General features: G+C 75.1%; 13 protein-coding genes. 7 read left to right on the top strand and 6 right to left on the bottom strand.

All coding sequences use genetic code 11. The features are described from left to right. Window positions 1–114: 114 nt before the first annotated feature. Window positions 115–465, top strand: a complete 351-nt coding sequence (locus ACIP93_RS25450) for a PRC-barrel domain-containing protein (protein ID WP_401761973.1) — start codon at window positions 115–117, stop codon at window positions 463–465. Between the two features lie 147 nt (window positions 466–612). On the opposite strand, the gene ACIP93_RS25445 is transcribed toward ACIP93_RS25450, so the two are convergent. From ACIP93_RS25445 to ACIP93_RS25430, 4 genes are read right to left on the bottom strand one after another with little or no spacing between them, the layout of a single operon-like run. After that, complete coding sequence (locus tag ACIP93_RS25445; protein WP_401761971.1) at window positions 613–1,203, bottom strand: hypothetical protein; 591 nt, start codon at window positions 1,201–1,203, stop codon at window positions 613–615. Then, window positions 1,200–2,177: a DUF6286 domain-containing Asp23/Gls24 family envelope stress response protein gene (locus ACIP93_RS25440; protein ID WP_401761969.1), complete on the bottom strand. Its 978-nt coding sequence runs from the start codon at window positions 2,175–2,177 to the stop codon at window positions 1,200–1,202. Before ACIP93_RS25440 ends, ACIP93_RS25445 begins: the two co-directional genes overlap by 4 nt. Continuing rightward, window positions 2,174–2,386 carry a hypothetical protein gene (locus ACIP93_RS25435; RefSeq protein ID WP_345227309.1) on the bottom strand — a complete coding sequence of 71 codons (213 nt, stop codon included), beginning with the start codon at window positions 2,384–2,386 and terminating at the stop codon, window positions 2,174–2,176. Before ACIP93_RS25435 ends, ACIP93_RS25440 begins: the two co-directional genes overlap by 4 nt. After that, entirely contained in the window at window positions 2,383–2,907 is a 525-nt protein-coding gene (locus ACIP93_RS25430) for an Asp23/Gls24 family envelope stress response protein (protein ID WP_401761968.1), read from the bottom strand. The genes ACIP93_RS25435 and ACIP93_RS25430 overlap by 4 nt, the downstream gene beginning before the upstream one ends. Window positions 2,908–3,074: 167 nt before the next feature. Between ACIP93_RS25430 and ACIP93_RS25425 the strand changes: the two genes are divergently transcribed. The 3 genes from ACIP93_RS25425 to ACIP93_RS25415 are packed head-to-tail and all read left to right on the top strand — an operon-like array spanning window position 3,075 to window position 4,773. Beyond that, window positions 3,075–3,683 (top strand): RNA polymerase sigma factor, encoded by a 609-nt coding sequence (locus ACIP93_RS25425; protein ID WP_380837143.1) that lies wholly within the window; start codon window positions 3,075–3,077, stop codon window positions 3,681–3,683. Then, window positions 3,674–4,405, top strand: coding sequence for a hypothetical protein (locus ACIP93_RS25420; RefSeq protein ID WP_401761966.1), 732 nt, complete (start codon window positions 3,674–3,676; stop codon window positions 4,403–4,405). Before ACIP93_RS25425 ends, ACIP93_RS25420 begins: the two co-directional genes overlap by 10 nt. After that, a complete protein-coding gene (locus ACIP93_RS25415; RefSeq protein ID WP_345227303.1) occupies window positions 4,405–4,773 on the top strand; it encodes an Asp23/Gls24 family envelope stress response protein in 369 nt (122 codons plus the stop codon). Before ACIP93_RS25420 ends, ACIP93_RS25415 begins: the two co-directional genes overlap by 1 nt. Before the next feature lie 28 nt (window positions 4,774–4,801). Here ACIP93_RS25415 and ACIP93_RS25410 read toward each other — a convergent pair whose 3' ends face one another. Both ACIP93_RS25410 and ACIP93_RS25405 read right to left on the bottom strand, forming a co-directional pair. After that, window positions 4,802–5,404 (bottom strand): helix-turn-helix domain-containing protein, encoded by a 603-nt coding sequence (locus tag ACIP93_RS25410; RefSeq protein WP_401761964.1) that lies wholly within the window; start codon window positions 5,402–5,404, stop codon window positions 4,802–4,804. A gap of 111 nt (window positions 5,405–5,515) precedes the next feature. Beyond that, entirely contained in the window at window positions 5,516–7,045 is a 1,530-nt protein-coding gene (locus ACIP93_RS25405) for an AMP-binding protein (RefSeq protein WP_401761962.1), read from the bottom strand. Between the two features lie 408 nt (window positions 7,046–7,453). Here ACIP93_RS25405 and ACIP93_RS25400 point away from each other — a divergent pair, with 408 nt between their 5' ends. From ACIP93_RS25400 to ACIP93_RS25390, 3 genes are all read left to right on the top strand, one after another. Next, a complete protein-coding gene (locus tag ACIP93_RS25400) occupies window positions 7,454–9,475 on the top strand; it encodes a transglycosylase domain-containing protein (protein ID WP_401761960.1) in 2,022 nt (673 codons plus the stop codon). Window positions 9,476–9,533: 58 nt separating this feature from the next. Then, window positions 9,534–10,841 (top strand): hypothetical protein, encoded by a 1,308-nt coding sequence (locus ACIP93_RS25395; RefSeq protein ID WP_401761959.1) that lies wholly within the window; start codon window positions 9,534–9,536, stop codon window positions 10,839–10,841. A 260-nt stretch (window positions 10,842–11,101) separates the two neighbouring features. After that, window positions 11,102–11,503, top strand: coding sequence for a hypothetical protein (locus ACIP93_RS25390; RefSeq protein WP_401761957.1), 402 nt, complete (start codon window positions 11,102–11,104; stop codon window positions 11,501–11,503). The last annotated feature ends 25 nt before the right edge of the window (window positions 11,504–11,528 follow it).

Below are 11,528 nucleotides of genomic sequence, written 5' to 3'. Positions count from 1 at the left end.
CGCCGGGGCACGGGTTCCGCGGGGCGCCTCATGGGCGGGCCCGGCGGGGGCAGACGGAAGTCCAGCGGCTCTGCCGGGGCCGCCGCGAAGCTCCTGAACCAGAGGAAGAACCCCATGCTCGCAGTCGAGAACATCCGTGACTGGCTCGGACGCGACGTCGTCGACGACGAGGGCGGCAAGATCGGTGTCCTGGAGTCCGTGTACGTCGACACGGCGACCGACCTGCCCGCCTTCGCGGCGGTGACGGTGGGCCTGCCCACCCGCAAACGCATCACCTTCGTGCCGTTGGAGGGCGCCTCGGTCTCCCCCGCGCACCTGCGGGTGGCCTGGCCGAAGCAGGTGGTGAAGGACGCCCCCTCCATCGACACGGACGGCGAGCTGACGGCCGACGAGGAGCTGCCGGTGTTCGCCCACTACAAGCTCGACTACGGGGTGGGCGGCACGCGCCGCCTGGCCCGCCGCTGACCCCGGGGGCGCACGCGGGGTCTTCCGGCACGGGACGGTCTCGGACGGCGCACGACCGGCCGGGCGCGCGCCGCCCCGCCCTCCTCCGGACGGCGCACGGCCCGCCGGGCGTGCGCCGCCCCCCTCCCTACCGGCCCCCGAGCGCCCTCACCTCGCGCGCCGTGTCCCGCGCCGCCGGGCGCCGAGCCGCACCTCGGCGCGCACCGGCGTCGGCGCGAGTGCCGCCCGTACGGCGGCCAGCGGCCCGGCCTCCACCTCCCGGAGCACTTCCCCCGGCGCGGCGCACGGCTCCAGGTCGACGGTCAGCCGGACGTGCACGACGTGCTTCGCCCGGCCCAGCGCGACCCGGGCCCCCCGCACCCCGGCCACGTCCGCCGTCCGCGACGCCAGCACGGCCCGCAGGGCGCTCGGCTGAAGCCACAGGCCCGGCCGCCCCAAGGGCAGGCGGGCCCGGGAGCGGGCCGACCGCACGACCGGCACGAGCAGCCGTACGACGCCCAGCAGCAGCGCCAGCGCCAGGGCCGCCAACACCGCCGGCGCCCACCAGGCGTACGCACCCGTCGCGCCCGCCTCGGCGCGCGGCAGCGGCCACCAGCCCGGCAGGCGGGCGCGCAGCCCGCTCGTCGGCCGTACGGCGACATGGCCCACGACCAGCCACAGCCCGGCCGCGAGGGACACCAGCCCCAGCAGCAGGAGCGCGGCCCGGGTCGTGAACGTCGTCGCGGGCGTGGTCGTCATGTCCCTGCCTCCTCGGTACGGCCGGACTCCCCGGCACAGCCCGGTGCGGCCCGCAGCCGTACGCGCGAACGCGGTGGCCGCGCCAGCCCCAGCGCGCCGAGCGCCCCCTCGACCGCCTCGGTCAGCCCGGTCTCGACAGCGGCGGGCTCGCCGTACCCGGCCAGCGCCCGGACCGTGACGCGACGACGGCCCGCCCGCACCCGGGCAGAGGTCACTCCCGGCACGGCCAGCGCCGTGTCCCGCACCAGCAGCGCGATCGCCGAACGGTCCAGCACGGCGCGGGTGCCGTTCGTCCGCACGGTCATCGGCAGCCGGTCGCGCCATCCCGGCAGCACGGCCGCGCCCAGCACCCACAGCCCGAGGACGAGCGCCGCGAGACCCGCCACGAGCGCCGCCGGGTCCGCGAGGGAGGTGGTCGCCACCCGGTGCAGCACATCGGGGCGGGGCGCACCGGGCAGCACGTGCCCGGTGCGACGGGCGACGCCCTCGGCGAGCAGGTAGCCGCAGGCGGCCGTTCCCACGCACAGGACGAGGAGCGCGACGCCCCGGCGCGGCGACCACGGGCGGCGCGGCACGGCCGGAAGGCGTTCCGCCCCGCCCGCCGCGGCTTCGACGCCACCCGCATCCCCCGGCCCCTCCCGCGTGCCCGGCCCGCCCCCGGTCAGGGCCGTCACCCGTACCTCCGGCGGCGGCACCGCCAGGCCCGTCAGCTCCGCCGTGGTGCGGGCCACGTGCCGCTGGACGTGTTCCGCCGTGCCGGCCAGGTCGGCCGCGTACGGCAGGGTCACGCCCAGCGCGACGGCGGCGGTGCGGCCGGTGCGTACGACCGACGCCGACGGCGGCCCGGCGCCGCCGGGGACGGCCTCCGCGCAGGACCGGGCAGCGATACGGCGTACCGCCCGGTCGCTGACGGTGGTGGACCCCCGCTCGGCGGGCGGAACGGCAGCCGCCCCGGCGGACGCGGGCGCGCTCACCGGGCCCTCCGGCGGCCCTCGCCCGGCCCGCCGGACCGGTCGAGCCGGTCCCACAGCCGCTGCCTCGCCTCCTCGTCCTCCAGGAGGTGCCCCACGGCCCACCCGGCGGCGCCGCAGAGCGCGACGACGAGGAAGGCGCCGAAGCCGCCGAACCAGCCGGCGAGGCCGAGTGCGAGGCCCGCGAGGGCGCCCAGGGACGACCTGTTCATGCGACCCGGGCCTCGGCGCCGGATGCGTCGTCCTGGTCGTCGTCCGGCAGGTGGACGTCGTTGACCGTCACGTTGACCTCCACGACCTCCAGGCCCGTGGTCCGCTCCACCGCCGAGACGACGTTCTCCCGCACGTCACGGGCGACGTCGGCGATCGACACCCCGTACTCCACGACCAGCTCCAGGTCGATGGCCGTCTGCACCTCGCCGACCTCGACCTTGACGCCCCGGCCCACGCTCGGCCGGCCGACCGGCACCCGGTCGCGGACCGCGCCGATGGTGCGCGACAGGCCGCCGCCCATGTCGTGCACGCCAGGGATCTCCCGGGCCGCGATTCCGGCGATCTTCACGACCACGAGGTCCGCGATGGCGGTCTTGCCCCGGGTGGCCGCGGGCTCGTCCGGGCCGGGCCTGCCGTGGCCCACCGAGGTCAGGTCCGAAGCGCCCCGGCGGGGGGCGGCGGCCGGGGAAGTGCCGGGGCCGGCGGTGCCGACGGGGCCGGCGGTCTGCTGCGAAGCCATGAGGAGTCTCCCGAAAGTAGCGCTGCTCTTGCTCGGTCACGTCGTTGGACTCCGTACCCGCCGATCCGTTACGCGCCGATTCCGGATTCGTTCTTCCGGCTGGTCCGCGTGACGGAACGCGGCGAGCGGTGTCGAACACGCGCAGGGCCGAGGAGAGGAGCCGGCAAGTGCCCGGAAACGGGGATGACCAGAGTGACGGCGGCAACGCCGGCGACATCGCGGACGGCACGGCGGAGGACGTGCCCGACCGCCTGCTCGCCGTACGCGCCGGCGAGGGCGACGAGGGGGCCTTCGAAGTCCTCGTACGGCGGCACGGCCCGGAACTGCTGCGGCTGGCCACCCGGATGCTCGCCAGCACCACCGAGGCGGAGGACGCCGTGCAGGAGGCCTTCGTGAGCGCGTGGCGCAGCCTGCCGGAATTCCGCGGCGACGCGGCGTTCCTGACCTGGATGTACCGCATCGTCACCAACCGGTGCCTGAACCAGCTCCGCTCGCGGCGGCCCGTCACCCACCTCGACGCCGTCCCGGAGCACGAGACGCCGGGGCACGAGGGCTCCCCGGTGCGCGACGCCGAGGCCGGAGCCGCCCTGCGGGAGCTCTCGCGGGCGCTGGAGGGCCTGTCGCCCGAACAGCGGGCCTGCTGGCTGCTGCGCGAGATGCACGGACTGTCGTACGAGGAGATCGCGGATACGGTCGGCATCAGTCCGCAAGCGGTACGCGGCCGGATGTTCCGCGCACGCCGAGCTCTGATGGAGGCGATGGCGGCATGGCGATGAACGGACACGGCGCCCCGCCGCACGACGGCGGACGCGAGCACGACGGCGGACGCGGATACGACAGCGGACGCGCATACGACGGCGGACGCGAGGACGACCAGTCGTGGGGCCCGGACGGCGAGGAGCTGCTGCCCTGCGGACGGCCGCTGTACGACGTGTGGACGCAGCACGAGGCAGCGCCCGGCGCGCAGGCGCCCCCGCGGGCCCCCGGCGGGCATCCCGCCGACTGCGTCCACTGCGCGGCCGCGCTGGAGGATCTCCGCACGCTCGACGACTTCGTCCAGCGGACGCGCACCGAGGACGCGAACACGCCGCAACCGGACGCGTCGGCGGTCACCGCCCGGGTGATGGACCTGGTACGCCTCGAACTGCGGCCCGGCCGGACCCTCCCCCTGGGCGAACCCGAGGAGGACCACTGGATCGTCGAGGCCGCCGCGGCGAAGACCCTGCGGAGCGCCGCGGAGACGGTCGCGGGCGTACGGGCGGGAAGCTGCCGCGTCGCACCGGCGGCCGGACCCGGGGCGGACGCACGGGCCCCGGCACGGGTCACCGTCGAGGTGGAGGCGGGGGCCCGGCGCGCCCTGCCCGAACTGGCGGACGCGGTGCGCCGGGCCGTGGCCCGGGCCGCCGACGACGCGCTCGGGATGCGGGTGGGCGCGGTGGACGTACTGGTGGTCGACCTCTTCGACGAGGACGGCCCCGCGGCCGGTGAGGAGCTGTGATGACGGACGACGTGGGCGCGACGGGGAACGCCGCCCCCCGCGAGACGGGCGAGCGGCTGGCGCGGGCGGTCGCCGGGGCCGCCGCCGAGGTCGCCGGCGTGGCGTTCCTGCGCCCCCGGCTGAGCGATCTGCTGCGGGGCTCGGCGGCGGCCGCCCGCCTGCGGCGCGGACCCGCGGCCGACCGGGGCCCGGCGGGCGTGCGGGTGCGCCGGGACCCGGACACCGCGCGGTGGCTCGTCGACGTGCAGTTCACGGTGCGCCGGGGCCACCGGGCGGTGGACGTCGCGCGGGCGGTCCGGGCGGCGGCCGAGCGGGCGGCGGGCGGGCTGCCGGTGGAGATCACGGTGACGGTCGCCGGGATCGGCTGACCTGCGCGGCCCGCCCCGCGCGGCCCCGTCAGTCCAGGGGGACGCCGGTGGCGAGCAGGTGGTGCAGCAGGGTGCACCACACCCCGGCGGCGACGAGGGCGTGGCGCATCCGCCGTCGGCGCGGCGGGGACACCGGATCGGGCCCGGGGCCCACCGGAAGCGGCCGTACCGCCGCCGTCGGCAGCCGGCCGGGCACGGGCCGCGCCGCCGCGGTCCGCCGAGCCGGTCCTGTGCGCGGGCGACCGGTCACGAGCCGGTGCGGCCCGGGCACCGGCCGCGCGAGCGGCTCCGGGGCGGGCGCCGGCCGCACCGGCAGGCGCACCGGCCGGAAGGACTCCGCCGCCTCGCGGCGTCCCGTCCCGCGGGCCGCCCCGGCCTCCGCGAGCCCCGTGAGGAAGCGTGCGTAGGCGACCCGGCGGCGGCCCACGGGGGAGGTGCGCCCGGTCTCCCAGGACCGCACGGTGGCCACGGTGACCCCGAAGGCCGCCGCCACTTGACGCCGCGTCAGCCCCCATTCCTCGCGCAGGAGCCAACGGGCTGCCGGTGCGGGCAGCGCGGGCGGTGCGGGGTCGGGGGACCGGCGGCGGCCGTGGTCGGCGGAATGCTGCTGAGGGAGCGTCAGAAGAGTCATGTCCGTACGACAATCACCACGCACCCCGGTCACGGTCCGTCCCGGAACATCACCCGTTCAGACCTGCCGGGCGCGCACCCCGCACCCGGCAGGCGCAGCACGCCCGCCCCCTCAGCCGTCCACGCCGGTGAACAGCCCTCCGAACCGCTTCCGCAGCTCCGCCTTCTGCACCTTCCCCATGACGTTGCGCGGCAGCTCCGCCACGACCCGCACCGCACGCGGGTGCTTGTACCGGGCCAGGTCGCCCGCGATGAACTCCAGCAGTTCCGCCGGATCGGGCCGCCTGCCCACCGCGGGCACGACGACGGCCACCACCGTCTCCCCGAAGTCCGGGTGCTCCACCCCCACCACGGCCGACTCCAGCACCGCGGGATGCGCGTCGAGCAGCGTCTCGATCTCCTTGGGGTAGACGTTGTACCCCCCGGAGATCACCAGGTCCTTGTCCCGCCCGACGATGCACAGGTAGCCGTCCTCGTCGACCCGGCCCAGGTCGCCGGTGATGAAGAAACCGTCCGCCCGGAACTCGGCGGCGGTCTTCTCCGGCATCTGCCAGTAACCGGTGAAGACGTTCGGGCCGCGCACCTCGATGCCGCCCGTCCCGCCGTCGGGCAGCGCCTTCCCGCTCTCGCGGTCCACCACGCGCACCTCGACGCCGGGCAGCGGCCTGCCGACGGTGCCGGGTTTGCGCGGGCCGCCTTCGTACGGGTTGGTGGTGTTCATGCCGGTCTCCGTCATCCCGTAGCGCTCCAGGACGGAGTGCCCGGTACGGGCCTCGAAGGCCTGGTGGTCGCTCGCCCGCAACGGGGCCGAGCCGGAGACGAACAGCCGCACCGAAGCGCAGACTTCGGGGGTCAGCCGTTCGCTCGCCAGCATCCGGGTGTAGAAGGTGGGCACGCCCATGAGCACCGTGGCCCGGGGCAGCAGGTCCAGAACCGCCTCCGTGTCGAACCCCGGCAGGTAGTGCATGGAGGCGCCGGCCGCCAGGACCATGTTCGCGGCGACGAACAGCCCGTGGACGTGGAAGACCGGCAGCGCGTGGATCAGCACGTCGTCGGACGTGAACTGCCAGGCGTCCAGCAGCGCACGGCAGTTGGAGGCGAGATTGCCGTGGGAGAGCATCGCCCCCTTGGAGCGCCCGGTGGTGCCGGAGGTGTAGAGGATCGCCGCCGGGTCGTCGGCCGAGGCGTCGAAGACCTCCTCGTGCTCCGGGGAGCCGTGGCCCTCCAGGAGCGTCCCGTCCCCCTCGGTGCCGAGGGTCTCGACGACCGGGCCGGCCCCCTCGCGGTGCGCGGAACCGGCCGTGCGCCGCGGTGAACGGACGAGCACCCCGGGCCGCGCGTCGTCGAGGAAGTACGCCATCTCGGCATCGGTGTAAGCGGTGTTGAGCGGCAGGTAGACCCCGCCGACCCGCAACGTCGCCAGATACAGGGCGATCGCCTCCGGGGACTTCTCCACCTGCGCGGCGACCCGGTCGCCGGGGCGGACGCCGTCGGCGACGAGCCGGGCCGCGATCCGCCGTACCGTGCGCGCCGTCTCGTCGTAACGGATCCGACGCCCGCCGGGCAGCTCGAAGAGCACCTTGTCCGGCCGCCGCTCCGCCTGCTCGACGAAGGACCGGTGGAGGGTCGTGAAGGGAGGCATGGGCCTGGGTTCCTCTCGTTCGTACGGTTTCGGGCGTTGCGGAGCCGCGGCGGCGTCCGGCAGCCGGTCCGCGCTCGCGGCCGCCGGGCGTGAAGTCCTCGGGCCGGCGCCCCGACCGCGCGGGCCGGTACCGGTGGTCGTCCTTCGCGTCGCAGGGCTGCCGCCAGTCTGCGCGGAGTCGTTCGCGGGCCGGCGGAGCTGCGGCCCCGGCACGGGAGCGGACCGGGCGCGCATCCGCCCGGCTCCTCCGCGCCGGGCTCCCCCGGAGCCTGTCGAAATCGGCGCCCTTCACCGGCCGTTCACGAGCGGGGCGTCCCGGGCGGAATCCGCTCCTGTTATCTTTGCGTGACTTCGCGAACGTGACCTTCCGTGATGCTTCGGCCTGGGGCAGCTAACAGCAGGACGGGAATGACCAAGCACGACAGCTTAGACAGGGCCACGCAGGCCGTACGTGCGGCACTGGCGCCGGGCCGGGGCCGGAGGAAGCGGACCGGGACGCGGTCGGCGAGGCTGCGGCTGAGGCTGCCCGGGCGGCCGGACTACCCCCGGCCCGGTAGGCACGGCTGGCAGCGGTGGGTGCCCTCGTGGCGTCATGTGCTGGGCACGGCCGTGGTGTTCGTCGGGCTGCTGACGGCGACCGTGGCCATCGCGTACGCCCGCACGGAGATACCCGACGACCTCAACGCCTTCGCCACCCAGCAGGACAACGTCTACTACTGGGCGGACGGCACGCCCATGGCGCGCACCGGCTGGGTGAGCCGGCAGGAGATGAGCCTGGAGAAGGTTCCCGAACACGTTCGCGGGGCGGTGCTGGCCGCCGAGAACCACAGCTTCTACTCGGACCCCGGCGTCTCCTTCCAGGGCGTCACCCGCGCGTTCTGGCGAACGGTCAGCGGCGGGGACACCCAGGGCGGCTCCACCATCACCCAGCAGTACGTGAAGAACGTCTACCTCTCGCAGGACCGCTCCTTCTCGCGCAAGTTCACCGAGATGCTCATGGCGATCAAGCTCGACCGGCAGCGGACCAAGGACCAGATCCTGGAGGACTACCTCAACACCAGTTGGTTCGGGCGGGGTTCCTACGGTCTGCAACGTGCCGCCCAGGCGTACTACGGCAAGGAAGTCACCCAGCTCAACGCCAGCGAGGGCGCGTTCCTCGCCGCCCTGCTCAAGGGCGCGGCGCTCTACGACCCCACCCTCGGCCCCGAGAACCGCGAACGCGCCGTCGAGCGGTGGAAGTGGACGCTGGACCGCATGGTGGAGGTCGGCGGGCTGAGCCGGTCCGAGCGGGCCCGGTACACCGCGTTCCCCGAGCCCCGGGCGGCCCCCAGGACGACCAGCGCGAGCGGGCAGGACGGCTATCTGGTGGCGCTCGCCGAGTCGTACGCGAAACGCACGGGCAAGATCCCCGACGCGGCCTTCGACCTCGGCGGCTACCAGATCTACACGACCTTCGACAAACGGAGGACGACCGCCCTCACCGCGGCGGTCAGGAAGTCGCGCGACTCCCTGGACCCCACGGCGCGCGCCGACGACCGGCACACCAAGTTCGGGGCCGCCACGATCGCCCCCGACGGGCGGATACTCGCGGTGCACGGCGGCCCCGACTTCCAGCGGCAGGCCTTCAACGAGTCCAACACGGCCACCGTCCCCGCGGGTTCGTCGTTCACCCCCTTCGTCTACGCGGCCGCGCTGGAGCACGGCGTCCGGCGCGGGCGCACCGGCCCCCGCACCCCCGTCACCCCGTGGACCCTGTACGACGGGAACGACGACGTGCCGCTGATGACCCCGGAGGGCCCCTACTGGGACCGGGGCGGCAAGATGGTCAAGGGCCGCAACGACGGCGGGCGCTCCTACGGCCGCATCCCCCTGCGGGACGCCCTGGCGCGGGGCGTGCACACCCCCCTGCTCCAGCTCGGCATGGACGTCGGGCTCGACCTGGTGCGCAGCACCGCCCAGAAGTCCGGGATGCTCGCCGCCAACTTCGGCCCGCCGGTGCCCGCCTTCTCGCTGGGCAACTCCACCCCGAGCGCCATCCGCACGGCCAGCGCCTACGGAGTGTTCGCGGGCGGCGGCCGGCACACGGACCCGTACTCGGTACGGAGGATCACCCGCAACGGCGAGCCGGTGCCGCTGCCCCGCCCGCGCTCGACGCGCGCCCTGAGCCCGGCCGTGGCGGACCGGGTCACCGAGGCCCTCACCCGCCCCGGCGACGACTTCGCCGGCCAGACGGGCACCACCCCCGACGACACCGCGCGCTGGTACGTCGGCTCCACCGAGGAGGCGTCCACGGCGGTCGTCGTCTACCGCATGGACCTCACCAAGAGCCTCGCCCCCCTGCCCCTCAAGGCGCTGGGCCGCAACCCCGCGGCGGCCCGGAGGATGCCCGCCGAGATCTGGGACCGCTACACGGCCGCCCTGCGACGCTGACCCGCACCGTCCTGCCGCCGCCCCGCCCCGCCCCTCCCCTCTGTCTGGAGCAGTCGCGATGATCTGGAAGAAGTCGGCCCCGCTGCGCGCTCGGATACGCACCCGGCCGGCCGTCAGCCTCGGTGTCGCCGCCGTGCTCGTCGCGTCGCTCTCCACCGCGGTCGCCGTGTCGGTGTCCGACGCCCCCTCGGACGGGACGCCGGGCACCGGTCCCGGATCGCGGGCGACCGCGGCCGCGCCGAAACCCACCGACGGCAAGCGGCAGCCGGGCACCGGCAAGGGCAAGGAGGAGAAGTGGGACGGGCAGGTGCGGGTGCTGGGGGACGGCTCCACGTCCTACACCGGCCCGCAGCCCGGCCAGTTGAAGGCGGAGCGGCTCAAGCCGGGGCAGAAGCCGCCCCAGTTCGTGGTGTTCTCCTGGGACGGCGCGCTGGAGGGCGACGACCGGCTGTTCTCCCGCTTCCGGCGCGTGGCCAAGGAGAGCAAGGCCCACATGACGTTCTTCCTCACCGGCATCTATCTGCTGCCGAAGGAGAAGAAGGACCTGTACCGGCCGCCGCAGCACAAGACCGGGGCGGCGGCGATCTCGTACCCGACGGACGCGCACATCCGCATGACGCTGAAGCAGCTCGCCGGGGCCTGGAAGGAGGGGAACGAGATCGGCTCGCACTTCAACGGCCACTTCTGCGGCAAGAAGGGCGGCGGCAAGTGGAGCACGGCGGAGTGGACGTCCGAGATCGACCAGTTCTACTCCTTCGTGCAGAACTGGAAGACCAACACGGGCATGAAGGACCTCGACCCGCTGCCCTTCGACCCCACCCGTGAGGTCGTGGGCGGCCGGGCGCCGTGCCTGGAGGGCCAGAAGACCCTCCTGCCGGCGACCAAGCCCTTCGGCTGGCGCTACGACGCCAGCTCAGCGGGGGACTTCCAGATCTGGCCCGCCAAGAAGGACGGCGTCTGGGACCTGCCGCTGCAACTGCTGCCCTTCCCCCGGAAGCAGTTCCAGGTGCTGTCCATGGACTTCAACTTCCTCTACAACCAGTCGAAGGGCAGCACCGAGGGGAACCCGGCCATGCACCAGACCTGGCGGAAGGAGGCCAGGGACGCCTACCTCGCGGGATTCCGGCGGGTGTTCCACGGCAGCCGGGCCCCGATGTTCATCGGGAACCACTTCGAGGACTGGAACGGCGGGATCTACATGGACGCCGTCGAGGACGTGATGCGGGACGTCTGCCCCCGCAAGGAGGTGCGCTGCGTCTCCTTCCGCGAACTGACCGACTGGCTCGACGCGCAGGACCCCAAGGTGCTGGCCCGCTGGCGGCTGCTCGACCCCGCCCAGCCGGTGGGCTGGGGCACGGCCGGGTGACCCCCCGGCCCGGCGACGGCCCCACGTCGGGGACGCCGGACCGCCGGGACGTGCTCCACCGGTCCGCCCGTACGCGGCAGGGCAGACGCGGGGAACGGGCGGGACGCCGGTCCGCCCGGAGAGTTCCCCCTTCCGCGGCGGACCGGGAACTCCGGGAGGCGCACCGCCGTTCAGGTCACTGACGGCCGGCGGGACGGAGCCGTCGGTTCACCGCGTGAACTGCAGATTCCGTACGACGATCCGGCCGGGGGCGAACAGGCGTGCAGCACCTCCGCGCACACTCCGCGCGCCCGGCCGCGGTCGTGCTCTCCGCCCTGTTCGCCCTTCTGACCCTCCTCTCGCCCGCGTCGGCCACCTCGGCCTCCCGCCCCACCTCGGCGGGCGCGGTGGCGGCGACCGCGCGGGCACAGGCGTGGGCGACCGCCGACGCGCAGCGGCCCCACACCGTGGTGCGCCCCGCACCCGGCCACGGCGACGCCGTGCCGTACCCGCCCCCGCCCTGCCCGGGCCCCGGCGCCGGGGCAGCGGCCCCGCACCGCGCTGTCGGCGGCCCCGCCGTGGCCGTGACGACCGCGGCCGTCACGGCGGGCCGGGACGTGTCCGCGCACCTCCCGCGCGGCCCGCCGTCCCGACGGAGCACTGAAGTCCTCATCGACGTCTGACCACTGGCCTCCGCGCCCGGGACAG

Source organism: Streptomyces sp. NPDC088745, from assembly GCF_044751045.1.
Taxonomy (GTDB): Bacteria; Actinomycetota; Actinomycetes; order Streptomycetales; family Streptomycetaceae; genus Streptomyces; species Streptomyces cremeus.
This window is presented reverse-complemented; position numbering and strand designations above follow the sequence as displayed.